Here is a 23,756-nt window from a genome sequence, read left to right on the forward strand (position 1 = left end):
CGGGCACCCCTTTCGAGTCGCCCACACCTCCACTGACCCGCAATTATCCGATTATCGGCATAGGAGGCCGATCTGTCGGACGATCAGATCACGCCAGGGTAAATCCCGTGTTGCATCCACTGGCAGTGGTGACAGGTGCGCAATCAGTTCACTCCAAACTCTTGCGCCGCAATTCTTACCCCGTGTACACATCACTGGGGGGCGATCCGAACGAGCGTTCACGCGGGTCGAACGACGCCCCCAGTCCTGACGGACCATCACTCCTGGAGTCGTCATTACCGCTAACCAGTCCTCACACGGACGGCGTGCCCGGATAGCAACCGCTACCCTCGCCTCGCTCGCGCTGGCCTCCGGCACGCTGGCACTCGCCGCGCCGTCCCAGGCCGCCCCGGTCGCACCCCAGGCCAAGATCCTTACCGACGCCCGTCCCGCCTGGGCCACGGCGTCAGCCGACCAGGGCGCGGTCGCCGCAAGCACGGTCACCACTGCGACGGTCTACCTCAGCGGCCAGAACCCGGCCGCACTCGCCGCCTACGCCAAGGCGGTGGCCACCCCCGGCAACGCCGCGTACGGCAAGTTCCTGACGGCCGCCCAGGCCAAGGCCCGGTTCCTGGCAACCCCGGCGCAGATCCAGGCCGTGCGGGCCTGGCTCACCGGCGCCGGCCTCACCGTCGGCAGCACCAGCGAGCACGCGATCACCGTCAGCGGCGACGCCGCGGCGATCAAGCGGGCCTTCGGCGCCGCGCTGCACACGTACAAGGTGAAGGGCAAGAGCGCCCACGCTCCGGCCGGCAACGTGGTCATCCCGGCCTCCGTCGCCTCGGCGGTCCTGGGCGTCACCGGCCTCAGCTCCACCACGCCCACGGTCAGGCCGCAGTCGATCCCGGTCACCACCGCCGCAAAGGGCGACGGCGTCACGCCCGGCAAGGGCCTGCCGACCGTGGCGACCTGCTCCGACTACTGGGGCCAGAAGAAGGTCACCGGCGCCCCTCGCGGGTACACCGACAAGACCACCTTCGACGAGTGCTCCTTCCAGCCCTCGCAGCTGCGCCAGGCCTACGGCATCACCGCCTCCGGCCTGAGCGGCAAGGGTGTGACGGTCGCGATCGTCGACGCCTACGGCTCCACCACCATGCAGGCCGACGCCAACCAGTTCTCGACGAACCACGGTGACAAGGCCTTCCGCAAGGGCCAGTACACCGAACTGGTGACCCCGGCCCAGTGGAACAGCCAGGCCGCCTGCGGCGGTCCCGCGGGCTGGGCGGGTGAGGAGGCGCTGGACGTCGAGATGGTGCACGGGCTCGCCCCCGACGCCAACGTCGTCTACGTCGGCGCCAACTCCTGCAACGACAACGACCTGTCGGCCGCCCTGGCCAACATCGTGGACCAGCACCTCGCGGACGTCGTCTCCAACTCCTGGGACGGCCTGATGCACACCACCAACGGTGACGAGCCCCCGGCGCTGATCGCGGCGTACGAGCAGATCTTCCAGCAGGGTGCGATCGAGGGCATCGGGTTCGACTTCTCCTCGGGCGACTGCGGCGACAACTCGCCCGGTGCGGCGGCGACCGGCGTCAACTGCGACTCCACCACCACTCGGGCGCAGGACGGATTCCCCGGTTCCGACCCGTGGGTCACCGACGTCGGCGGCACCGCGCTCGGCACCAAGGACAAGAAGGGTGACTACGGCTTCGAGACCGACATGGGCACCCTGCGTTCCTCGCTGACGCCGGACCAGAAGGGCTGGACTCCCCTGCCGGGTCACTTCTACTTCGGCGGCGGTGGCGGCACCAGCGAGGACTTCGCCCAGCCGTGGTACCAGGGCACGGTCGTGCCCAGCGCGCTGTCGCACACCCTGATGACCGGTGCTCCCAGCAAGACCGCGCAGCGGGTCACCCCGGACGTCGCCATGAACGGCGACCTCTACACCTCGGTCCTGGTCGGCATGTCCGACGGCAGCCCCTACAGCGAGGGCGGCTACGGCGGCACCAGCGTCTCGGCGCCGGAGTTCTCCGCCATGCAGGCCGACGCCATCCAGGCCCGGCACGGCCGTCCGATCGGCTTCGCCAACCCGGCGATCTACGAGCGCGCCGGCAGCAAGTCGTTCCGTGACGTCGTCAACCAGGCGTCCGTCAAGGGTCAGCCGCCGCTGAACGCGGTCGCCGACTTCGGCATCATCGCGGGCAGCCTCCGGGTCCGCCTGATCGCCTTCGGCCAGGACTACGGCCTGACCGCGACCAAGGGCTACGACAACGCCACCGGCGTCGGCTCGCCCACCGAGGCGTACCTGAAGTCGTTCATCAACGGCTGACGATCCCTCACCACAACGAACAGCGGGGCCTGGCGGAGGTATCCGCCGGGCCCCGCTGTTCGTTGCTGCGCCGACCGCAGGTCAGTCGCGGCGGAAGGCCAGCACCACGTTGTGGCCGCCGAAGCCGAAGGAGTTGTTCAGGGCCGCGATCGGGCCCTCGGGCAGCTTGCGGGCCTCGCCGGTGACGATGTCGGCGTCGGCCTCCGGGTCCAGGTCGTCCACGTTGATCGTGGGCGGCGCGGTCCGGTGGTGCAGGGCGAGGACGGTGGCGACGGTCTCGATGCCGCCCGCGCCGCCGAGCAGGTGACCGGTCATGGACTTGGTCGCGGAGACCGCGATGTGGTCGACATGGTCACCGAGCTGCTTGCGCAGTGCCTTGATTTCGGCGACGTCGCCCTGCGGGGTGGAGGTGGCGTGCGCGTTGAGGTGCACGACCTCCGCCTTGTCCAGGCCGGTCGACTCGAAGAGGTGCGCGAGCGCACGGGCGATGCCCGCGCCGGTCGGCTCCGGCTGCGCGATGTGGTGGGCGTCCGAGGACAGTCCCTGGCCGACGGCCTCGCAGTACACCCGGGCGCCGCGCGCGGCGGCGTGCTCGGCGGACTCCAGCACGATCACGCCCGCGCCCTCGCCGAGGACAAAGCCGTCACGGGCCTTGTCGTAGGGGCGCGAGGCCGCCTCGGGGTGCTCGTTGTTCTTGGACATCGCCATCATGTTGGAGAAGGCGACGATGGGCAGCGGGTGGATGGCCGCCTCGGTGCCGCCGGCGACCACGACGTCGGCCCGGCCGGTGCGGATCATCTCGATGGCGTAGCCGATGGCCTCGGCGCCCGAGGCGCAGGCGCTGACCGGAGTGTGCACGCCGGCGCGGGCGCCGATCTCCAGGCCGACATTGGCGGCCGGGCTGTTCGGCATCAGCATCGGCACAGTGTGCGGGGAGACGCTGCGGACGCCCTTCTCCTTCAGCACGTCGTACTGGTCGAGCAGGGTGGTCACGCCGCCGATGCCGGAGGCGATGACGGCGCCCAGGCGGTCGGGGTCGATCGTCGACGCGGGGTCGGTCGCGGTGACCGGGAAGCCTGCGTCGGCCCACGCCTCGCGGGCCGCGATCAGCGCGAACTGCGCCGAACGGTCCAGCTTGCGGGCCTGGTGCTTGGGGATGATCTCGCCCGGGTCCACCGCGCTGCGGGCGGCGATCCGGACGGGGATGTCCGCAGCCCACTCCTCGGTCAGGAGCCTGACTCCGGAACGCCCGTTGACCAGGCCCTCCCAGGTGGACGCGGCGTCGCCGCCGAGCGGCGTGAAAGCGCCGATCCCTGTGACGACCACGGTGCGGTTGTCGTTGGTCACTGCAATGTCTCCCACGTCTACGTCTACTTGATCTGGGTGGCTGGCTGGTGCGGTGGGCCGCCCCCCGGCACGGGCCGGGGGACGACCCCGACTGAGCGACTGGGCTCAGCTGTGGGTGCTGATCAGCTGTTGGCGATGATGAAGTCGACGGCGTCGCCGACGGTCTTCAGGTTCTTGACCTCGTCGTCCGGGATCTTGACGCTGAAGCGCTCCTCGGCGGCGACGACGACCTCGACCATGGACAGCGAGTCGACGTCCAGGTCGTCGGTGAACGACTTGTCCAGCTCGACGTCCTCGGCGGGGATACCGGCGATCTCGTTGACGATCTCAGCGAGTCCGCTAAGGACCTCGGCCTTGTCCTGGGTGGCCATTTCGGCACTCCGTTCGTGTTGTGTTCGTGTGGTGCTCTGTCCGAAGCCCGCCGGGATGCGGTCCTCGGTCGTCTCTGGTGAGGGACTACTACGGGAGAGTAACGACTGCTGCGGCATACACGAGACCCGCCCCGAACCCGATGATCAGGGCCAGGTCGCCGCTCTTCGCCTCACCGGTCTGGAGCATCCGCTCCATGGCCAGCGGGATGGAGGCAGCCGAGGTGTTGCCGGTCTCCGCGATGTCGCGGGCGACCGGAACGCTCTCGGGAAGCTTCAGTGCCTTGATCATGGCATCGATGATCCGCATGTTGGCCTGGTGCGGGATGAACGCGCCGAGTTGGTCGGCGGTGATGCCGGCGGCGTCCAGGGCCCGCTGCGCGGCCTTCGCCATGTCCCAGACCGCCCAGCGGAAGACCGCCTGACCTTCCATTCGCAGCGCGGGCCACTTCACCTCGTCACCGGTGCCGTTGACGGCGTCCGGCTTGGCGAAGGCGGTGTCCCACGCCTGGGTCTGGCTGATGACGTCCTTCTGCGAACCGTCCGAGCCCCAGATGATCTTGCCGATGCCGGGGGTCTCGGAGGGGCCGACCACGGCCGCGCCCGCGCCGTCGCCGAAGATGAACGCCGTCGAACGGTCCGTCACATCGGTGAGGTCGGACAGCCGCTCGACGCCGATCACCACGACGTACTCGGCGCTGCCGCTGCGCACCATGCCGTCGGCCAGGCTGAGGCCGTAGCCGAAGCCGGCGCAGGCGGCCGAGATGTCGAAGGCGGGCGCGGTGCCGCAACCGAGGCGCTCGGCGATCTCGGTGGCGATGGCGGGGGTCTGCTTGAGGTGCGACACGGTCGCCACGACCACGGCGCCGACCTGGTCGGGCGCGATGCCGGCCTGGGCGATGGCCTTGCTGGCGGCCTGCACGGACATCTCCGCGACGGTCTCCTCGGGCCCGGCCCAGCGGCGCTCGGTGATGCCGCTGCGGGTCCTGATCCACTCGTCGGAGGAGTCGATCCAGTTCAGCACCTCGGCGTTGGGGATCACCCGGACCGGACGATAGCCGCCCACGCCCATGATCCGCGCGTACGCGGCGCCGGTGCTCGGCTTGATCTGTACGGTCATGCGTCGTCCCCCTCGGGTGCGGCGTGCTCGGCGATCAACTCGCGGGCCCTGTCGAGGTCGTCCGGAGTCTTCAGGGCGAGCGTAGCCACCCCCTTGAGGTTGCGCTTAACCAGGTTGGTCAGCGTCCCAGCAGGTGGGACCTCGATCACGCAGGTCGCGCCGAGGCGCTCCAGCGCCTCCATGCAGAGGTCCCAACGAACCGGGTTGGAGACCTGCGACACCAGGCGGGAAAGCACTTCGGCGCCGCCGTCCAGGGTCTTCCCGTCGGCGTTGGAGACGTAGGCGATCTGCGGGTCGCACACGGAGATGCCGGGGGCGATCCGAGCGAGGCGCTCCACGCCAGGGGCCATGTGCCGGGTGTGGAAGGCGCCCGCGACGGAGAGCGGGATCAGCCGGGCCTTGGCCGGACCGTCGGCCCGGAACGCTTCCAACTGCTCCAGCGTGCCCGCGGCGACGATCTGGCCGCCGCCGTTGTTGTTCGCAGCCGTCAGCCCGTACTCGGCGAGCTTCGCCGCGACCTCGTCCGGGTCGCCGCCGAGGACGGCGCACATCCCGGTCGCGGTCTCGGCCGCGGCACCGGCCATGGCCAGGCCGCGCTGCCGGACGAACGCCATCGCCTGCTCGGGGTGGAGCACCCCGGCGAACGCCGCGGCGGTGATCTCGCCGACGCTGTGCCCGGCCACCGCGCCGACGCGGTGGCGCTGCTGGGAGGGGTGCGCGTGCAGGGCTCCGGCGGCGGCCATGCCGGCGGCCACCAGCAGCGGCTGGGCGACGGCGGTGTCCTTGATCGCGTCCGCGTCCGCTTCGGTGCCGTAGTGCACCAGGTCGAGCCCGGCCACGGCGGACCACCAGTGCAGCCTGTCGGCCACACCGTCGACCTCAAGCCACGGGGCGAGGAATCCTGGCGTCTGGGCGCCCTGTCCGGGAGCAACGAGTACGAGCACGAAACCAACCTTCTCTCGCCGAGCCCACCGGACGCGGGTGGGGACGGCGACGAAGAACCGCACCCGCAGTTGTGGGTTCCCTACAGTAGGACATTTGCGCAGGTCACCCCGCTTGAAGTCGTCCCAGCGCCAGGGCGATGCGGAGCGTGAACGCGGAACGGACGTCGCTGGGCGCATACCCGGTGACATCAGTCACACGCCTCAGGCGGTAGCGCACGGTGTTGGGGTGGACGAAGAGCATCCGTGCCGCGCCCTCCAGCGAGGACGCCTGCTCCAGGTAGACGGACAGCGTGTCGAGCAGCGCCGACCCCGCCTCGTCCAGCGGCGTGTAGATCTCCTCCACCAGCTGGCTGCGTGCGGCCTGGTCGCCGGCCAGGGCACGCTCCGGCAGCAGGTCGTCCGCGAGGACCGGGCGCGGTGCGTCGGGCCAGGCCGCGCACGCGCGCAGCCCGGCGGCGGCGGCCTGTGCGGACTGCGTCGCCGAGAGCAGGTCGCCCACGGTCGGACCGATCACGACCGGACCCGCGGCGAACTGGCCGATCAGGGCGCGGGCTGCCGGGACCGGGTCCCAGAGCCGGTCCGGGTTCTTGCCGCCGTCGCCCACCACGACGACCAGGCGTGCCCCCAGCACCCCGGTCAGCACGTGCAGCTTGGCGTGCCGGGCGGCCCGCCGGATCGCCTCGACCACCAGCTCGCTGTCTCCCGACGGCGCGCTGCCCATCACCACCATCACTCGATCGGGGGAGCCCCAGCCGAGTGCGGCCGCCCGCGACAGCACACCCTCGTCGGCGTCACCGGACAGCAACGAGTTGACGACCAGGGCCTCCAGCCGGGCGTCCCACGCACCGCGCGCCTCGGCCGCCTGCGCGTACACCTGCGCGGTGGCGAAGGCGAGCTCGCGGGCGTAGACGAGCACGGCCTCGCGCAGCCCGTCCTCGCCGCCGGGGGAGGCGACCTCGTCGATGGCCTCCTCGACGACCTCGATGGTGGTGCGGATCATCTCCACGGTCTGGCGCAGCGTCACCGCCCGGGTCAGCTCGCGTGGAGCGGTGCCGAACACGTCGGTGGTGATCGCCTGCGGGGCTTCCGGGTGGCGGAACCACTCGGTGAACGCGGCGATACCCGCCTGCGCGACCAGGCCGATCCAGGAGCGGTGCTCCGGCGGCATGTTGCGGTACCAGGACAGCTGCTCGTCCATGCGGGCGATGGCCGCGGTGGACAGCTTCCCGGAGGCGCGCTCGAGCCGCTTCAGCGTCGCGGCGTGCCGCTCGGCCCGCTCGGCGGCGACCCGGCGCTCTATCGCCGTCCCGCGCGGCGAACCGCGGCGTACGGGCTCTTCCTCGCCGCCGGTGCCGCCACTGTCGGCGGGCGGCACGGCTGCTGCCGGCGGCACCGCCTTGGCGGCGGCCTTCTTGGCGGACTGCTTCGCGGACTTCTTGGCTGGGGCGGCTGGCACAGCACAAGCGTGCCCTACCTGGAGCCGGATGCGCGCCGAGCAGGGCCCTCCTGTCGCGTGGCAACGGTCACAGGAGCGGTCGCAGCGGGGTCGCAAGGCGGTCCGCCACCCGCCTGGCGGGGGCGCGATAGCGTCGTGCCATGTCCGAGCAGCCCGACCCCGACGTGACGGTGCACCGCGCCGGCCAGCGGTACCGATCCGCGCCCGAACCCGGTGTGGAGACGCGGCACGCGTTCTCGTTCTCGGGTCACTACGACCCGACGAACACGCACTTCGGGGCGCTGCTGGCGTGCAACGAGGAGACCCTCGCACCGGGTGCGGGGTTCGCGCCGCACCGGCATCGGGACACCGAGATCCTGACCTGGGTCGTCGAGGGCGCGCTGGCCCACCGGGACGACCACGGGCACGCGGCCGTCGTCCGGCCCGGCCGGCTGCAGTACCTGAGCGCGGGCGGCGGCGTGACGCACCGGGAGAGCAACGTCGGCGGTGCGGACGGCCCGGTGCGCTTCGTACAGTTCTGGCTGCAGCCGGACCAGTTCGGGGTGGAGCCCGGATACGGGCTCCGGGAGGTGCCCGTCGAGACCGGGCTGACCCGGCTCGCCGGGGGTGCGGACCTGCGCCGGGCCGACGCGGCTCTGCACCTGCTGCGACTCGACCCCTACGCACCGCTGCCGCCGCTTCCCGCCGCGCCGTACCGGTATCTGCATGTGGCGGGCGGCGGGTTCGGCTACCGGACGGCGGCCGGGCCGCGGGGCGTCGGGCGCGAGCTGGGAGCCGGTGACAGCGTCCGGTTGAGCGGGGCGGTGGAGCTGGTCGATCCGGTCGCGGGTCCCGAGGGGGTCGAGGCTTTGCTGTGGGAGATGCACTCGCCGGTGCGCTACGGCTGACGGCGCGTCAGCGGTGCCGGGTCGGCGCTGTCGGCTCAGTGCTGCCGGCTCAGCGCTCGCTGCTCAGTGGTCCAGGGCCAGCTCCGCGAGGACGGCGTCGGTGAGGACGGGCCACAGCTCCACCGCCCAGGTGCCGAAGGCGCGGTCGGTGAGAGCGACGCAGGCCGCGCCCGCCACCGGGTCGACCCAGAGGAAGGTGCCGGTCTGGCCGAAGTGGCCGAAGGTCGCGGGGGAGCTGGTGCGGCCGGTCCAGTGCGGGGCCTTGTGGTCGCGCAGGTCGAAGCCGAGGCCCCAGTCGTTCGGGCGCTGGTGCCCGAAGCCCGGCAGCACGCCGTCGAGACCGGGGAAGGCGACGGTCGTCGCCTCGGCGAGGGTGGACGCGTGCAGCACCCGCGGTGCCTGCAGCTCCGCGGCGAAACGGGCCAGGTCGGCGGTGGTGGAGACGCCGCCCGCCCCGGCCGGGCTCTTGGACGCCGGGTCGAGCCTGGTGTCGGCCATGCCCAGCGGCCGGAACACTGCTTCGGCCGCGTACTGCGGGAAGGGGATGCCGGTGGCCTTCTCGACGGTCTCGGCGAGCACGTCGAAGCCGGCGTTGGAGTAGAGCCTGCGGGTACCCGGGGCGGCCATCTGCCGGTGCTCGTCGAAGGCCAGACCGGAGGTGTGGGCGAGCAGGTGGCGAACCGTCGAGCCCTCGGGCCCGGCCGGGTCGTCCAGTTCGAGCGCGCCCTCCTCCACGGCGACCAGCACGGCGTACGCGCTGAGCGGCTTGGTGACGGAGGCCAGTGGGAAGGAGTGCTGCTGTGGGCCGTGCGACCCGGCGAGGGTGCCGTCGCGCCGTACCACCACCGCTGCCGCTGTCGGCACGGGCCACTTGTCGATCATCCGCAGGCTGTCCATGGCGCCCAGACTAGCGAGGACCGTCGAAGGGCTGTTGCTTGGAGTGCACTCTAAGTCTGTAGGTTCGTTGGCAGACGTACGGAAGGGAGCAGCGGATGTCACTCGCGACAGCGGCCGAGCAGTTCGAGCAGCCCGAGCAGGGTCTGCCGGACCAGCCCGACGAGACCCCGCGCTACACCATCGGCGAGGTCGTGGCCCGAACCGGGCTGACCGCGCACACCCTGCGCTGGTACGAGCGGATCGGGCTGCTGGAGCGTCCCGCCCGCTCGCACTCCGGCCAGCGCCGCTTCAGCGACCGCGACCTGGCCTGGCTGGAGTTCCTCGGGAAACTGCGGCTCACCGCGATGTCCGTCGCCGACATGGTCCGGTACGCGGAGCTGCGGCGGGAGGGCGAGCACACGGCCGCCGCCCGCCAGGAGCTGCTGGAGCGGCACCGGGACGAGGTGCGGCAGCGGATCACCGATCTGCAGGCCACCCTTCTGATCATCGACTACAAGATCGACTTCTATGCGGAGAGGAAGCAGCACGCATGAGCAGCAACGTCATCCCGACCACCCCCCTCGGTTCGCACGGCCCCGTCGTCGGAGTCCAGGGCCTCGGCTGCATGGGCATGAGCGAGTTCTACGGTGAGACCGATACCGCGGAGGCGCTGGCCACCCTGGACCGGGCCCTGGAACTGGGCGTCACCCTGTTCGACACCGCCGACATCTACGGCAACGGCGAGAACGAGAAGCTGATCGGCCCCTTCGTCCGGGCCAACCGGGACCAGGTCGTCCTCGCCACCAAGTTCGCCATCGAGCGCCGCGCCGACGACCCCACCTACCGGGCCGTCCGCAACGACGCCGCCTATATCCGGCAGGCCGTTGACGCCAGCCTGAGCCGCCTGGGCGTGGACGTCATCGACCTGTACTACATGCACCGCCGCAACCCGGAGGTGCCGCTGGCGGAGTCCGTCGGCGCCATGGCGGAGCTGGTCCAGGCGGGCAAGGTCAAGTACCTGGGCCTCTCCGAGGTGACCGGCGCGGAGCTGCGGGAGGCCCACGAGGTGCACCCGATCACCGCGCTCCAGTCGGAGTGGTCGCTGTTCTCCCGCGACGTGGAGCACAGCGCGGTGCGGGCAGCCGCGGACCTCGGCGTGGCCTTCGTCCCCTACTCACCGCTCGGCCGCGGGTTCCTCACCGGCGCCTTCGCCGACGCGGGCGAGCTGGGCGCGGGAGACTTCCGCCAGTACCAGCCGCGCTTCACCGGCGACAACGCCGCACGCAACGCGGCGCTGCTCACCCCGATCCAGAAGATCGCCGCAGCCCGCGGCCTCACCCCGGCTCAGGTCGCCCTCGCCTGGGTGCAGCAGCGTGCCGAGGTGCACGGCCTGACGGTCGTCCCGATCCCGGGCACCCGCAAGCGCTCGCGCCTGGAGGAGAACACCGCCGCCACGGCCCTGCACCTGGATGCCACGGAACTGACCGCGCTGGAGCCCATCGCCGCGCAGGTCTCCGGCGACCGCTACCCGGACATGAGCTCCACCTCGGCCGCGCGCGAGTAACCGCGCCGGGAGCGCAGAGCTCCGGGGCCGCAGGGCTCAGGAGCTCAGAGCCCGGAGACGCAGGCGCCGTTGTTGTTGGAACAGACGACGTCGGCGTACCGGCCGAGGGCGATGTCGGCGAAGTTGCGGAGGCTGGTGGTGCCGTCCGCGAGGTAGCCGTTGTGGCCGTTCGCGCCGGTGGAGGCGATGACGTGGGAGCCGAAGTCCGGGCTGGTCGGATCAGCGCCGTGGCCGAGGCCGCCGATCTCCAGGTAGGGCACGTTGCCGATCCAGTCGCCGGGGTTGCGCGCGGCAGCCCAGACGCGGACGCCGTCGCCGAGCGCGGCGGCGTTCTGGACGTCCATGCCCGGGCTGCCGAAGACCACCATGTCGGTGACGCCCTCGGTCGAGTGGATGTGCGGTGCGGCGATCCCGCAGACCACCGAGCCGTAGGAGTGGCACAGCAGTGTCGGCGCGGCCACCGGATGGGAGGTGAGATTCAGGCCGGCCAGGAGGCTCTCTAGCCGGGGTGCGGCGGCCTCGGCGAGGCGAGCGGTCGCGGCGTCCGCGCCCAGGCCCACCGGGGTCACGTAGCCGGACCACGCTATGACCGCCGTGCTGGTGCCGGGGGACACCCGGGACTCCTCGGCGTGCAGCGACTGGGCGACGCCGGCCGCGCCCTTCAGCGCCTGGGCCGCCCCCGCCGTGCCGGTCAGCGAGGGATCGCTGCGGTCGAAGTGCGCCAGGTCCATGTCGGAACCGGGGACCAGCACCGACACCCGCTGCGCCGTGGCGAGGTCGCCGTACACCTCGGCGACGAGACCGCGTCCACGCGGGTCGAAGGCCAGGATCTGGCGGCCCGGGACAAGCAGCTTCTGCAGCATCGCGACGCGCGTCGCCGCCGCCGAGCGGTCGGTGACCGCGAGGGCGGAGTTGGCGGCCCGGTCCTTCTGCCGGCTCAGCTCCTGCTCCATCGCCAGCGCGTTCGCCTGGTAGCGCAAGGCCAGCGGCGCGCCGTCGAAGTTGCCGACGACCAGCGGGTAGTCCCGGACGAGGCGCTGCTGCTGGGCCTGGCTGAGCGAGCCGAAGAAGTCCGCGGCCTCGGCGGCGGTGGCCTTCGCCGGGTTCGGCATGTCATGACCGAGCCACTGATCGTGGACCCACGCCTTGCTTCCGGCCGGCGGCGTGGTGATCGCGATCTGCTCGTCCGACACCGCCGCTCCCGCTGCTGCGGCCCCGGTCCCCGCGAGGACGGTGAAGGAGACCATGGCCGCTATCAGCGTTCGCCTGAACCGCATACGCGTGTGTCTCCTAGGGTTCCGGCGACCATCTGACGGGCCGGGCCCGGAGGTCTTGCTGAACTGAGCTGAAGGGAGTTCTGCGCCAGCGTAAGCGCTCCACGGGGGTGCGTACGGCGTACGCCTGAGTAGCAAACTGCGACAACCGTCACATGAGGCCCCAAATGGAGCAGATTTTCACGGCGGCTTCACACGGTTTCACCGTCGCGCCGCGGAGCCGGCTCGGGGCGGTACCCCGGTAGCGGGTACCGCCCCGGAGGTCGGTGCGACGGGTCGGACCAGGCTGTCAGACCTGGGCGTCCTCGGCCTGCTTGCCGTGGACCTGGTCCCAGGCCTCGGACACGTAGCGCTCGCGCTCCACGAGGGTCAGCTCGGGGAAGTAGTCCTTGAGACGCTCCACCACGACCTGCTCCGGCTCGTGGCACTCGTGGAGCAGGAACGCGGCCTTGTGCACGATCTGGCTGTCCATGCGCTTTTCCTCTCGGCACCCGTCTGCCCAGTGCCGACGGAACTCGGCCACAGCATAGGCAGTCGGCTCCCGGAGCCGAGGTCAGGGGTCGGTCTAAGACCGACCGGTCTAAGTCCCGGTCAGGAGTGCTTCCAGGTCACCGAGAAGGCCGTACCGCCGGAGATCGCGGAGGTGGTGGCGAAACGAAGAGCCTCGCCCGGCGACAGGGACTGCCGCCGGGCGAGGCTCGTTCAGGTGCTACGGGGGATCAGCTGCCGGCATCGGAGCCGGAATCCGATGCCGCATCAGTTTCCGGACCGGGCTCAGGCGTCGCCGCCGGCCGCGCCCGGGTGCGCGGCGGAGACGTCCAGCAGCCGGTAGCGGTCGATGGCCGCCTTCAGCGCCGTACGGTCCACCTTGCCCTGCTTGGCGAGCTCGGTGAGCACGCCGAGGACCACCGACTGCGCGTCGATGTGGAAGAAGCGACGGGCCGCGCCACGGGTGTCGGCGAAGCCGAAGCCGTCCGCGCCCAGCGACTGCCACTGGCCCGGCACCCAGCGCGAGATCTGGTCCGGCACCGCGCGCATCCAGTCCGAGACGGCCACGAACGGGCCCTCGGAGCCGGACAGCTTGGTGGTGACGTAGGGGACGCGCTGCTCCTCGTCCGGGTGCAGCAGGTTGAACTCCTCCACGGCGATCGCGTCGCGGCGCAGTTCGGTCCAGGAGGTCGCCGACCAGACGTCCGCCCGGACGTTCCATTCCTCGGCGAGGATGCGCTGCGCCTCCAGCGCCCACGGCACAGCCACGCCCGAGGCGAGGATCTGCGCGGGGATGTGGCCGCTGGTCCCGGGGGCGTACTTGTGCAGGCCCTTGAGGATGCCCTCGACGTCCACGTTCTCGGGCTCGGCCGGCATCCGCATCGGCTCGTTGTAGACCGTCATGTAGTAGAAGACGTCCTCGCCGTGCGGGAACTCGGCGCTGGAGCCGTACATCCGGCGCAGACCGTCCTGCACGATGTGCGCGATCTCGAAGCCGTACGCCGGGTCGTACGCGACGACGGCCGGGTTGGTCGAGGCGAGCAGGTGGCTGTGGCCGTCGGCGTGCTGCAGGCCCTCACCCGTGAGGGTGGTGCGGCCCGCGGTGGCGCCGAGGACGAAGCCGCGCGCCAGCTGGTCGGCCATCTGCCAGAACTGGTCGCCCGTGCGCTGGAACCCGAACATCGAGTAGAAGACGTAGACCGGGATCAGCGGCTCGCCGTGGGTCGAGTACGACGACCCGGCGGCGATCAGCGAGGCGGTGCAGCCGGCCTCGGAGATGCCGTCGTGCAGCATCTGGCCGGTCGGCGACTCCTTGTAGGCGAGCAGCAGTTCGCGGTCCACCGACTCGTACAGCTGGCCCTGCGGGTTGTAGATCTTCGCCGAGGGGAACAGCGAGTCCATGCCGAAGGTGCGGTACTCGTCGGGGGCGATCGGCACGAAGCGCTTGCCGATCTCCTTGTCCCGCATCAGGTCCTTGAGCAGCCGGACGAACGCCATGGTGGTGGCGATCTCCTGCTGGCCGGAGCCCTTCTTGAGGACCTTGTAGGCGTCGTCGCCCGGGAGCTCCAGCTTGCGCGGCCGCACCTTGCGGGTCGGCATGTAGCCGCCGAGCTCGCGCCGGCGGTCGTGCATGTACTGGATCTCCTCCGAGTCCTTGCCCGGGTGGTAGTACGGCGGGTAGCCCTCGTCCAGCTGCTTGTCGGTGATCGGCAGGTGCAGCCGGTCGCGGAAGCGCTTGAGGTCCTCGGTGGTCAGCTTCTTCATCTGGTGGGTCGCGTTGCGGCCCTCGAAGTTGGGACCGAGGGTCCAGCCCTTGACCGTGTGCGCCAGGATGACGGTCGGCTGCCCGACGTGCTCGCGGGCCGCCTTGAACGCCGCGTAGACCTTGGCGTGGTCGTGGCCGCCGCGACCCAGGTGCTGGATCTGCTGGTCGGTGAGGTCCTCGACCATCTTGCGCAGGCGCAGGTCGCTGCCGAAGAAGTTCTCCCGGATGTACGCGCCGGACTCGGTGGCGTACGTCTGGAACTGGCCGTCCGGGGTGGTGTTGAGCTTGTTCACCAGCACGCCGTCGCGGTCCTGGGCCAGCAGCGGGTCCCAGCTGCGGTCCCAGACCAGCTTGATGACGTTCCAGCCGGCGCCGCGGAACTGCGACTCCAGCTCCTGGATGATCTTGCCGTTGCCGCGGACCGGGCCGTCGAGTCGCTGCAGGTTGCAGTTGACCACGAAGGTCAGGTTGTCCAGGTTCTCGCGAGCGGCGAGGGACAGCTGGCCCAGCGACTCCGGCTCGTCCATCTCGCCGTCGCCGAGGAAGGCGTAGACGTGCGAGCTGGAGGTGTCCTTGATGCCGCGGTCCTGCAGGTAGCGGTTCATCCGCGCCTGGTAGATCGCGCCCAGCGGGCCGAGGCCCATGGAGACGGTCGGGAACTCCCAGAAGTCCGGCATCAGGCGCGGGTGCGGGTAGCTCGACAGACCGTACGGGGCCTTCGACTTCTCCTGGCGGAAGGCGTCGAGCTGCTGCTCGGACAGCCGGTCCAGCAGGAAGGCGCGGGCGTAGATGCCGGGGGAGGCGTGACCCTGGAAGAAGATCTGGTCGCCGGACTCCCCGTCCGCGTCCTTGCCCCGGAAGAAGTAGTTGAAGCCCACGTCGTAGAGCGACGCGGAGGAGGCGAAGGTGGCGATGTGCCCGCCCACGCCGATGCCCGGGCGCTGCGCCCGGGAGACCATCACGGCCGCGTTCCAGCGGGTCGCGTTGAGGACCTTGCGCTCGATCTCCTCGTTGCCGGGGAAGAACGGCTCGTTCTTGGTCGCGATGGTGTTGATGTAGTCCGTGCTGCGCATCTCGGGCACGGCGACGCGCTTCTCGCGGGCGCGCTCGATGAGCCGGAGCATCAGGTAGCGGGCGCGTTCACGGCCCCGCTCGTCGATGGCGGCGTCGAGCGATTCCAGCCACTCGCTGGTCTCCTCGGGATCGAAGTCCGGGACCTGGCTGGGCAGGCCGCCAATGATGATCGGGTTGCGATCGGATCCGGAAGCCACGCTGTTCCTTCACTGTCGGTCTAACTAAGAGGTGGTGTCGCGCCGCCTCCATCGTGGACCGCAGGTCGAGAAACGTCATCTCTACCCATGGGTAACCAATTCCTGCCCGCGTGGTGCACTGTGTCGTTTCCACGCACAAGCTCCACTTTTGGGTGAAACCGGTCCCGTCCTGCAGCTCGGGCCCGGGGTTGGGGTCCGAGCTACGACGAGGGGGCCCGACCGTGCCACAACGTTGTGGTGGTGGGGAGGGCTTGGGGAGGGCCAATCCAGAACTCTACGCCCGGAACCCGCGTGCTCCCGTACGCTTCGCTGACCGGCGGCTCCTCCGGGTGGAGGCCCTGATCGCCGAGCGGATAGCCGCGCTCACGAGGAGTGAGGGGGTGGTGGGACGGGTAGGGGAGTCGGCAATCCACTGCGCGCACCACCCGCACCAGTTGATACTGGGGCAAATGGGCGTGATGTGTGTCACGCTCGACGGCGTGTCGCGTTGTGACACAGCGTCGTTTGAACGGGATAGGGGATCGGGTACTTGCGCTGAGCGCCCCGCCCGTGTGGACTACGGCCACAGCCCTGGCTTCAGGAGTCAGGGTCGGATATAGGAGGCAATTCCCGTGAGCGCGACCGCGGACCCCGCGGAGGACAGGTCCAACCCGGCAAATCGGTTGGGTTTCCAGCCCGGACAGGTGGTCCAGGAGCTCGGCTACGACGACGACGTCGACCAGGAACTGCGTGAGGCCGTCGAGGACCTCACCGGCACCGAACTCGTCGATGAGGACTACGACGACGTCGCCGACGCCGTGCTGATGTGGTTCCGCGAGGACAGCGAGGACGGCGATCTCACCGACGCCCTCGTCGACGCCCAGGAGTACCTGGTGGAGGGCGGCCTCGTCTGGCTGCTCAGCCCCAAGACCGGGCGTACCGGGCACGTCGAGGCCAGCGACATCGCCGACGCGGCGCAGACCGCAGGCCTCTCCCAGACCAGCACGGTCTCCGTCAGCAAGGACTGGTCGGCCGTGAGGCTGGCCACCCCCAAGGCCGCCAAGGCGGGCAAGCGCTGACCGCCTGACGCCGAAAGACCCAGCAGTCGGCGCAGCCCCGTCCCCGCCCTCGCGGGGGCCGGGGCGCCGCAGTCGACCCCGGCCGCCCGGCCGGACACCCAGCGACGTGGGCGTTCGGCCGGGCGGCCGTGTCTTCGCGACGTGGTGCAGGCATTGCGGTCGGCGTTGCGACGACCCGCGGCTCCCCAGGTCGTAAGTGCGGCGCAAGCCGGGCGGCGGGGCAGAATGCAGGGATGGACGATCATCGCGGAGTCGCCACGGGACCGCCCGAGGAGCTCAGGACGCGGGTTCTGAGCGCCTGGGACGCGCTCCTCGCCCTGGCTGACTCCGCCGGGCGGCAGGACCTGGCGCTCCTGGCCGAGCTCGGCTCCTGGCCGGAGCGGCCGGTGCTTGCGCGGCTGATGGCCCAGGCCCGGAGCGGGTTGCCAGGCTCGGATCCAGGCCCGGAGCGAGGCCCGGGACGAGGCCCGGAAGGGAGTCCGGAACGAGCTCCCGAGCCGCCGAGGCAGGACCACGCCGGCGAGGACCGCGAGGCCGTCCTCGCCGCACTGGCCGGCGCTCGGCAGCGGGTCGCCGCGGCCCTGGACGAGGTCGCCGAACAGCCGGCCCTCGCCCTCGTCGAGCTGGACTCCGCACTGGGCCCGCTCCCGCTGCTCACCCAGATCCACGCGATGGGCCATGAGCTGGCTCTCGCCGCGCTGCGCTGCTCGGAAGGACCGGCCGCCGTGCCGGTCGCGATCACCGACGCCGGGGTGGCCGCCCTCGTGGACGTCGTCGGCGCGCTCGCGCACCGCCAGGGTGTGCGGGCGAGCGCCGGGGTGTGGGGCAGCGGCACCTCGGGCTGGGTCTTCACCGCGGACGGCGACGGCTGGCGGACAACGCCCGGGAGTTCCGGGGTACCCGGGATCGAGGGCGCCGCAGCGACCGTGCTGGGTGTCCCCGCCGGGCGCGGGGCGCTGCCGTCGCTGCTGGCGAAGGGCGAGATCCGGCTGCACCGGATCGGCGGTCTGATGGCCCTCGCACCCCTGGTGGAACAGGTCCCAGGGCTCCCCGGCGGGGCCCTGCTGCGGCGCGCGGTCGGCGTGGTCGGGCTGCTCGGACGGCTACCGGGGATCCGCTGACGCCCCGTCGCCGGGCCGTGCCGGTACGGATGGCAGGATGTCCCCGGGCACGACGACCGGCAGGGGCGCGCCGGCAGACGGCTGACGCGTCCACGAGCATGATGAGAGGCAACCATGGCTATCGAGGTCGGCACCGAGGCTCCGGACTTTGAACTGAAGAACCAGCACGGCGAACTGGTCAAGCTCTCCGACTTCCGGGGCGAGAAGAACGTCGTCCTGGTCTTCTACCCGTTCGCGTTCACCGGTGTGTGCACCGGCGAGCTGTGCAGCCTGGAGAAGGAGCTGCCGCAGTTCCAGAACGACGACGTGCAGATCCTGGCCGTCTCCAACGACTCGCCGTTCACGCTGCGCGTGTTCGCCGAGAAGGAGGGCCTGGAGTACCCGTTGCTCTCGGACTTCTGGCCGCACGGCGAGGCGTCGCGCGCCTACGGCGTCTTCAACGAGGAAAAGGGCTGCGCCGTGCGCGGCACCTTCGTCATCGACAAGGCCGGCGTGGTCCGCTGGTCCGTGGTGAACGGCCTGCCGGACGCGCGGGACGAGCAGGAGTACCTCAAGGCACTCGCCGCGCTCTGACCTTCCCGGGCCCCACCGCGACGCGCCCGGGAGGGCGCGTACTCCCACTCCGTCGGTGCGGTGCGGCTGCGCGTTGCGGGAACCCGCCACTACGATCGAGCCGTTGGCTGGACAGCAACCGCAACCGCACCAACGGGGGCACGGAGAAGTGCTCCCCCTGCATCTGGAGGACTCGTGGGTGTCAGCCTCAGCAAGGGTGGCAATGTCTCGCTCAGCAAGGAGGCGCCCGGTCTGACGGCGGTCCTCGTCGGCCTGGGCTGGGAGGCCCGGACGACCACCGGCGCCGACTTCGACCTGGACGCGAGCGCCATCCTCACGTCCGAAACCGGCAAGGTCGTCTCCGACAAGGACTTCGTCTTCTACAACAACCTCAAGTCGGCCGACGGCTCCGTCGAGCACACCGGCGACAACCTCACGGGTGAGGGCGAGGGCGACGACGAGGTCATCAAGGTCAACCTCTCGGCCGTTCCGACCTCCGTGGCCAAGATCGTCTTCCCGGTCTCGATCTACGAGGCCGAGTCGCGCCTGCAGAGCTTCGGCCAGGTCCGCAACGCCTACATCCGCATCGTGAACCAGGCCGGCGGCCAGGAGATCGCGCGCTACGACCTCACCGAGGACGCCTCGACCGAGACCGCGATGGTCTTCGGCGAGCTGTACCGCAACGGCGCCGAGTGGAAGTTCCGCGCCATCGGCCAGGGCTACGCCTCCGGCCTGCGCGGCATCGCGCAGGACTTCGGCGTCAACGTCTGACCGACCCCCGCTCGACGGAGGGGCTGTCCGGCCTGGAACCAACCAGGCCGGACAGCCCCTCCTGCCGTTGGCTCCGCTGTGGCCTGGACACTCGGACTGACCTGCGGGGGAACAGGCCATCCGATGCCCGATCCACACGGTCGCAATCTAGACTCGGCGGCGGAGCCTGAGCCACATCCGTGACCAGGCCGGCGCGGGAGGGAGAGAACAACGAATGGGTGTCACGCTGGCCAAGGGCGGCAATGTCTCCCTGTCCAAGGCCGCCCCCAACCTCACGGCCGTTCAGATCGGGCTCGGCTGGCAGGCGAGGGCGACCACCGGGGCCGACTTCGACCTGGACGCCAGCGCGCTGCTGTGCTCCGGTGGGCGGGTGCTGGGCGACGAGTACTTCGTCTTCTACAACAACCTCAAGAGCCCCGAGGGCTCGGTCGAGCACATGGGGGACGAGCTCGTCGGCGGCACCGGAGCCGAGGACGACGAGGTGGTGAAGGTCAATCTGACGCAGGTTCCGCCGCAGGTGGACAAGATCGTCTTCCCGGTGTCCATCTACGACGCCGAGGCCCGGCTGCAGAACTTCGGGCAGGTTCGCAATGCCTACATCAGGGTCGTGAACCAGGCCGACGGTGCCGAGTTGGCGCGTTACGACCTGTCCGAGGACGCCTCCAGCGAGACCGCGATGATCTTCGGCGAGCTGTATCGCTACAACAACGAATGGAAGTTCCGAGCGGTAGGGCAGGGGTACGCGTCAGGGCTCAGAGGCATCGCCCTAGACTTCGGGGTTAACGTTCAGTAAGAAGGTTGCGGGCAGTTTCGAGGAACGTCGGGGATCGCTCCCACCAGCGTGACGAGCGGTCCCCGCCCCTGTGACGCCCGCACCTCAGCGAAAGGGACAGGCCCCCCGTGCTCCTCCGTACCTTCGGATGGTCCTTCGGGATCACTCTGCTCGGCCTCGCGGCTGCCGCGTACTTCTGGGGAGCGGGCGGCTTCGGCGTCGTCCTGATCCTCTCGATCCTCGAGATCTCCCTCTCCTTCGACAATGCCGTCATCAACGCCACCGTCCTCAAGCGGATGACTGCGTTCTGGCAGAAGATCTTCCTGACCGTGGGCGTGCTCATCGCGGTCTTCGGCATGCGGTTGGTCTTCCCGCTGATCGTCGTCGCGCTCACCGCCCACATCGGGCCGCAGACGGTCATCTCGCTCGCGCTGGACTCCACCAAGACCTCGGGCGGCCTGACCTACGCGCAGCACCTCACGGCCGCGCATCCGGCGATCGCCGCGTTCGGTGGCATGTTCCTGCTGATGATCTTCCTGGACTTCATCCTCGGCGAGAAGGAGGTCCGCTGGCTGAACTGGCTCGAGGGGCCGCTGGAGAAGATCGGCAAGCTGGACCAGCTGTCGGTGGTGGTCTCGATGATCGTGCTGATGCTGTCCGCCCGGTTCTTCGCCGGAGGGGGTGCGGAAACCGTTCTGCTCGCCGGCGTCGCCGGACTCACCACCTACCTCGCGGTGAACGGCCTGTCCGAGCTGTTCGAGGATGCAGGCGAGGACGAGGACGAGGACGACGCGGAGGCCGGGGCTGCTGAGCACACCCCCGCCGCGACCGGCAGGTCCGTCGTGCTGGTGGCCGGCAAGGCCGCTTTCTTCCTTTTCCTTTACCTGGAGGTGCTTGACGCCTCGTTCTCCTTCGACGGGGTCGTCGGCGCGTTCGCCATCAGCCAGAACATCTTCCAGATCGCCCTGGGGCTGGGCATCGGCGCGATGTACATCCGCTCGCTGACGGTCTACCTGGTCCGCCAGGGCACCCTGGACGACTACGTCTACCTGGAGCACGGTGCGCACTACGCCATCGGCGCGCTGGCGATCATCCTCATGGTCTCCATCAAGTACAGCATCCCGGAGGTCGTGACCGGCCTGATCGGCGTGGCCTTCATCGCCCTCGCGCTGTTCTCCTCGATGGTGCGGAACAAGCGCCTGGCGGCCGCCGAGGGCGCGGCCGAGGCCGAGGACGTACCCGTGCTCTGACGGTCCCCGACGTCAGGTCGTCAGCCCCGGCCCCCGCCGGACGGTCCGTCAGGGCCGCCGGTGGCCCAGGGCTGCGAAGCGCAGGGTGAGGATCTGCTCCAGGGCGGCGCGGGTGGCGACCGAGACGGCCCCCGTCAGGACCGCGGCGTCGCCCAGGGCGGAGACCTCCACCCGGGGCGGGTAGGGGACGCGCGCGGCGAGCAGCTCGCGTACCCGGCCCAGCAGCAGATCCCCGTTCAGCCCGATACCGCCGCCCAGCACCACGAGTTCCACGTCGACCACGGCGGCGACCGGGGCCAGGTAGCCGGTGATCCGCCGGGCCTCCTCGTCCAGCACCGCGCAGGCGCCCGGATGCCCCTCACGGGCCAGGGCGAACACCTGCTCCGTGCTCAGCGGCCCGCGCGCCACCTCCTCGGGGAGTTGCCCGACGGCGTAGCGCAGCAGCGAGGCGGCGCAGGGGTCGTTGTCGTCGAACCCCGCAGGGTCCACGGCGCAGTCCAACTCGCCGGCCGCACCCGCGAAACCCCGGTGCAGCTCGCCGTGCAGGACCAGGCCCGCGCCCACTCCGGTGCCCACCGACAGGAAGGTGAAGCTGTCGGTGTCGGTGCCACTGCCGTGGCGCTGCTCGCCGAGCGCCGCCAGGTGGATGTCGTTCTCCACGGTCACCGGCATGGCCAGCGCGCTCTCGAACGACACCTGGGCCTGGAAGCCGTCCAGCGAGGGGATGTTGTTGGCCTGCCAGATCTTGCCGTCGCGCCGGTCCACAACCCCGGGGACACCGACGGCGGCGTGCTGCAGGGACGAGCGGCTGATGCCCGCCTCGCTGCTCAGCTCCTCCGCCAACTCGGCCGAGGCCCGGACGATCCGGGGGGCGTCCAGGCCCTCGACGAGCACGTCGCGGCGGATGCGCACCGTACCGTCCAGGTCGGCGACCGCGCCCCGGAGCCGGCGTGCGCCGACGTCCAGCGCCAGCACGTACGCCGCGTCGGGGCGCGGCGCGAAGAACAGCGCGCCGTAGGTGGGGCCGAGTTCGGCGCGGACCGTCTCGGAGACCAGGCCCATCTCCAGGAGGTCCTGGAGCAGCGCCGAGACAGTCGGCTTGGAGATGCCGGTGCGCCGCGCGATCTCCGCGCGGGACACCGGTGGTTCGGCTCGGATCACGTCGAGGACGGTCCGGAGGTTGATCTCCTTGAGCGTGGAGGAGGTCGCGGGCCTGGCAATCATGCACTCACTTTAGTGGTCCTGCCTGGCCGGGCCCGCACCTGTCTCCGGCATTGCGGCCTGGGGAGCAACAGGGCTCGGGCGCACGCCGTCTGGCACCTCCGCTTGCGGCGTTGCCGCTCTGACATCAGCGGCTGGCGCCGCGGGGCCCAAGTAGCTCCGCTACAAGGGCGTCCCGGCGCCTTGCAATCGAAGGCCGCGCGGCGGAGCCGCACAGTGTCACAGCGACGGCGTGCGCTGACCCGAGCCCTGTCGCTCCCCAGGCCGTTAGCCGAACTGCTGCTCCAGATCCTTCAACTTCTTCTCCAGCGAGTCGAGTCGCGGCAGTGGCGAGGCCTCGTCGTCGTAGCCGGACCCGGCGCCGGAACCGGAGGCGGTCGGCGACGACGACGACTCCAGTGCCTCGCTGCGGCGGCGCCGGGGGAGGACGCCGCGGGGCGACGCGGGCTCCAGGGCGGCGGCCGTCTCTGCGCTGCCCGACGCCTCCAGGGTGGTGAGCTCGCGCAGCGGCGCCGAACGGGAGATGGCCTTCAACTCGGCGCGCTCGCGGCGGCTCTCGCTGCGGGCGCGGGCAGCGGCCTGCTCGCGCTCGCGCTTGTCCTCGCGGACCTCCTCGACAGCGTCGTCGAGCGTGCGGACGTTCTCCAGCAGCATCAGCGACCAGGCCTGGTACGTCTCGACGGGTGCGCGGAGCCAGCGGACCATCCGGATCTGCGGCAGCGGGCGCGGGACCAGGCCCTGCTCGCGCAGCGCGGCGCGGCGGGTCTGCTTCAGCGCCCGGTCGAAGAGGACCGCGGCGGACAGCGACATGCCGGCGAAGAACTGCGGGGCCCCGTTGTGGACGCCGCCGCGCGGTGCGTGCACCCAGTTGAACCAGGCCGAGGCGCCGGCGAAGAGCCACACCAGCATGCGGGAGCCGAGGGCCGCGTCACCGTGGCTGGCCTCGCGCACGGCCAGAACCGAGCAGAACATCGCGGCGCCGTCGAGGCCGAACGGGACCAGGTACTCCCAGCCGCCGGACAGGTTGAGGTTCTCGCGACCGAAGCCGACGAGGCCGTGGAAGGACAGCGCGGCGGCGACGGAGGCACAGGCGAAGAGCAGCACGTAGGAGGCGCTGGCGTAGACCGCCTCCTTGCGCCGGCGTCGCTCCTCGCTGCGCTCCCAGGAGTCGTTCGGGTCTGCGGCGTGCTTGGGCTTCTTGGTGCGCAGCAGGCCCATCACAACCGCGATGACCAGCGCAATCGCGCAGCCGATGGCCAGCCACACCAGCTGTATGGAGGAGAGGTTCATACCGGGATAGCCTCGGCTTCGGAATCGGGCAGTGGGAGTGCGACGGTGG

The 23,756-nt window shown here is 70.7% G+C and carries 21 protein-coding genes; 10 read left to right on the forward strand and 11 right to left on the reverse strand.

The window, feature by feature from the left end:
• The first annotated feature begins 409 nt into the window (after positions 1-409).
• A complete protein-coding gene (locus ABIA33_RS16890) occupies positions 410-2,311 on the forward strand; it encodes a protease pro-enzyme activation domain-containing protein (protein WP_370082503.1) in 1,902 nt (633 codons plus the stop codon).
• Between the two features lie 81 nt (positions 2,312-2,392).
• Here ABIA33_RS16890 and fabF read toward each other — a convergent pair whose 3' ends face one another.
• From fabF to ABIA33_RS16915, 5 genes are all read right to left on the reverse strand, one after another.
• On the reverse strand, positions 2,393-3,658 hold the full coding sequence (gene fabF / locus ABIA33_RS16895; RefSeq protein ID WP_370082260.1) for a beta-ketoacyl-ACP synthase II: 1,266 nt from the start codon (positions 3,656-3,658) through the stop codon (positions 2,393-2,395).
• Between the two features lie 122 nt (positions 3,659-3,780).
• Positions 3,781-4,029: an acyl carrier protein gene (locus tag ABIA33_RS16900; RefSeq protein WP_370082262.1), complete on the reverse strand. Its 249-nt coding sequence runs from the start codon at positions 4,027-4,029 to the stop codon at positions 3,781-3,783.
• 88 nt (positions 4,030-4,117) lie between these two features.
• Positions 4,118-5,146 carry a beta-ketoacyl-ACP synthase III gene (locus tag ABIA33_RS16905; RefSeq protein WP_370082264.1) on the reverse strand — a complete coding sequence of 343 codons (1,029 nt, stop codon included), beginning with the start codon at positions 5,144-5,146 and terminating at the stop codon, positions 4,118-4,120.
• Entirely contained in the window at positions 5,143-6,090 is a 948-nt protein-coding gene (locus ABIA33_RS16910; protein ID WP_370082266.1) for an ACP S-malonyltransferase, read from the reverse strand. The genes ABIA33_RS16905 and ABIA33_RS16910 overlap by 4 nt, the downstream gene beginning before the upstream one ends.
• 103 nt (positions 6,091-6,193) lie before the next feature.
• Positions 6,194-7,390, reverse strand: coding sequence for a PucR family transcriptional regulator (locus ABIA33_RS16915; RefSeq protein WP_370082505.1), 1,197 nt, complete (start codon positions 7,388-7,390; stop codon positions 6,194-6,196).
• Positions 7,391-7,686: 296 nt separating this feature from the next.
• On the opposite strand from ABIA33_RS16915, the gene ABIA33_RS16920 reads away from it, so the two are divergent.
• A complete protein-coding gene (locus ABIA33_RS16920; RefSeq protein WP_370082268.1) occupies positions 7,687-8,433 on the forward strand; it encodes a pirin family protein in 747 nt (248 codons plus the stop codon).
• A gap of 63 nt (positions 8,434-8,496) precedes the next feature.
• Here the strand turns inward: ABIA33_RS16920 and ABIA33_RS16925 are convergent, their stop codons facing one another.
• On the reverse strand, positions 8,497-9,330 hold the full coding sequence (locus ABIA33_RS16925; RefSeq protein ID WP_370082270.1) for a serine hydrolase domain-containing protein: 834 nt from the start codon (positions 9,328-9,330) through the stop codon (positions 8,497-8,499).
• A 95-nt stretch (positions 9,331-9,425) separates the two neighbouring features.
• Between ABIA33_RS16925 and ABIA33_RS16930 the strand changes: the two genes are divergently transcribed.
• Both ABIA33_RS16930 and ABIA33_RS16935 read left to right on the forward strand, forming a co-directional pair.
• The gene (locus ABIA33_RS16930) at positions 9,426-9,863 is read left to right on the forward strand and encodes a MerR family transcriptional regulator (protein WP_370082273.1); all 438 of its coding nucleotides are present in this window, start codon (positions 9,426-9,428) and stop codon (positions 9,861-9,863) included.
• Complete coding sequence (locus ABIA33_RS16935; protein WP_370082275.1) at positions 9,860-10,873, forward strand: aldo/keto reductase; 1,014 nt, start codon at positions 9,860-9,862, stop codon at positions 10,871-10,873. Before ABIA33_RS16930 ends, ABIA33_RS16935 begins: the two co-directional genes overlap by 4 nt.
• Positions 10,874-10,917: 44 nt before the next feature.
• Here ABIA33_RS16935 and ABIA33_RS16940 read toward each other — a convergent pair whose 3' ends face one another.
• The 3 genes from ABIA33_RS16940 to aceE all read right to left on the reverse strand — a co-directional run bounded on the left by ABIA33_RS16940 (position 10,918) and on the right by aceE (position 15,672).
• Positions 10,918-12,150, reverse strand: a complete 1,233-nt coding sequence (locus ABIA33_RS16940; RefSeq protein WP_370082277.1) for an alpha/beta hydrolase — start codon at positions 12,148-12,150, stop codon at positions 10,918-10,920.
• A 286-nt stretch (positions 12,151-12,436) separates the two neighbouring features.
• A complete protein-coding gene (locus ABIA33_RS16945) occupies positions 12,437-12,619 on the reverse strand; it encodes a hypothetical protein (RefSeq protein ID WP_370082279.1) in 183 nt (60 codons plus the stop codon).
• Between the two features lie 302 nt (positions 12,620-12,921).
• The gene (aceE, locus tag ABIA33_RS16950) at positions 12,922-15,672 is read right to left on the reverse strand and encodes a pyruvate dehydrogenase (acetyl-transferring), homodimeric type (protein ID WP_370082281.1); all 2,751 of its coding nucleotides are present in this window, start codon (positions 15,670-15,672) and stop codon (positions 12,922-12,924) included.
• Between the two features lie 611 nt (positions 15,673-16,283).
• Between aceE and ABIA33_RS16955 the strand changes: the two genes are divergently transcribed.
• The 6 genes from ABIA33_RS16955 (at position 16,284) to ABIA33_RS16980 (ending at position 21,196) form a co-directional block, all read left to right on the forward strand.
• Complete coding sequence (locus ABIA33_RS16955) at positions 16,284-16,730, forward strand: DUF3052 domain-containing protein (protein WP_370082283.1); 447 nt, start codon at positions 16,284-16,286, stop codon at positions 16,728-16,730.
• Positions 16,731-16,963: 233 nt separating this feature from the next.
• Positions 16,964-17,851 (forward strand): hypothetical protein, encoded by an 888-nt coding sequence (locus ABIA33_RS16960; RefSeq protein WP_370082285.1) that lies wholly within the window; start codon positions 16,964-16,966, stop codon positions 17,849-17,851.
• 114 nt (positions 17,852-17,965) lie between these two features.
• Positions 17,966-18,424 (forward strand): peroxiredoxin, encoded by a 459-nt coding sequence (locus ABIA33_RS16965; RefSeq protein ID WP_370082287.1) that lies wholly within the window; start codon positions 17,966-17,968, stop codon positions 18,422-18,424.
• Between the two features lie 174 nt (positions 18,425-18,598).
• Positions 18,599-19,174 (forward strand): TerD family protein, encoded by a 576-nt coding sequence (locus tag ABIA33_RS16970; protein ID WP_370082289.1) that lies wholly within the window; start codon positions 18,599-18,601, stop codon positions 19,172-19,174.
• Positions 19,175-19,388: 214 nt separating this feature from the next.
• Positions 19,389-19,967 (forward strand): TerD family protein, encoded by a 579-nt coding sequence (locus tag ABIA33_RS16975; RefSeq protein WP_370082291.1) that lies wholly within the window; start codon positions 19,389-19,391, stop codon positions 19,965-19,967.
• A 107-nt stretch (positions 19,968-20,074) separates the two neighbouring features.
• Positions 20,075-21,196, forward strand: a complete 1,122-nt coding sequence (locus ABIA33_RS16980; RefSeq protein WP_370082293.1) for a DUF475 domain-containing protein — start codon at positions 20,075-20,077, stop codon at positions 21,194-21,196.
• Positions 21,197-21,244: 48 nt separating this feature from the next.
• Here ABIA33_RS16980 and ABIA33_RS16985 read toward each other — a convergent pair whose 3' ends face one another.
• Positions 21,245-22,420, reverse strand: a complete 1,176-nt coding sequence (locus tag ABIA33_RS16985; protein ID WP_370082295.1) for an ROK family transcriptional regulator — start codon at positions 22,418-22,420, stop codon at positions 21,245-21,247.
• Positions 22,421-22,684: 264 nt separating this feature from the next.
• Positions 22,685-23,707, reverse strand: coding sequence for a DUF2637 domain-containing protein (locus tag ABIA33_RS16990; protein ID WP_370082297.1), 1,023 nt, complete (start codon positions 23,705-23,707; stop codon positions 22,685-22,687).
• Positions 23,708-23,756 lie beyond the last annotated feature (49 nt).

The organism is Streptacidiphilus sp. MAP12-16 (assembly GCF_041262165.1).
In the GTDB taxonomy this organism is placed as follows: domain Bacteria; phylum Actinomycetota; class Actinomycetes; order Streptomycetales; family Streptomycetaceae; genus Streptacidiphilus.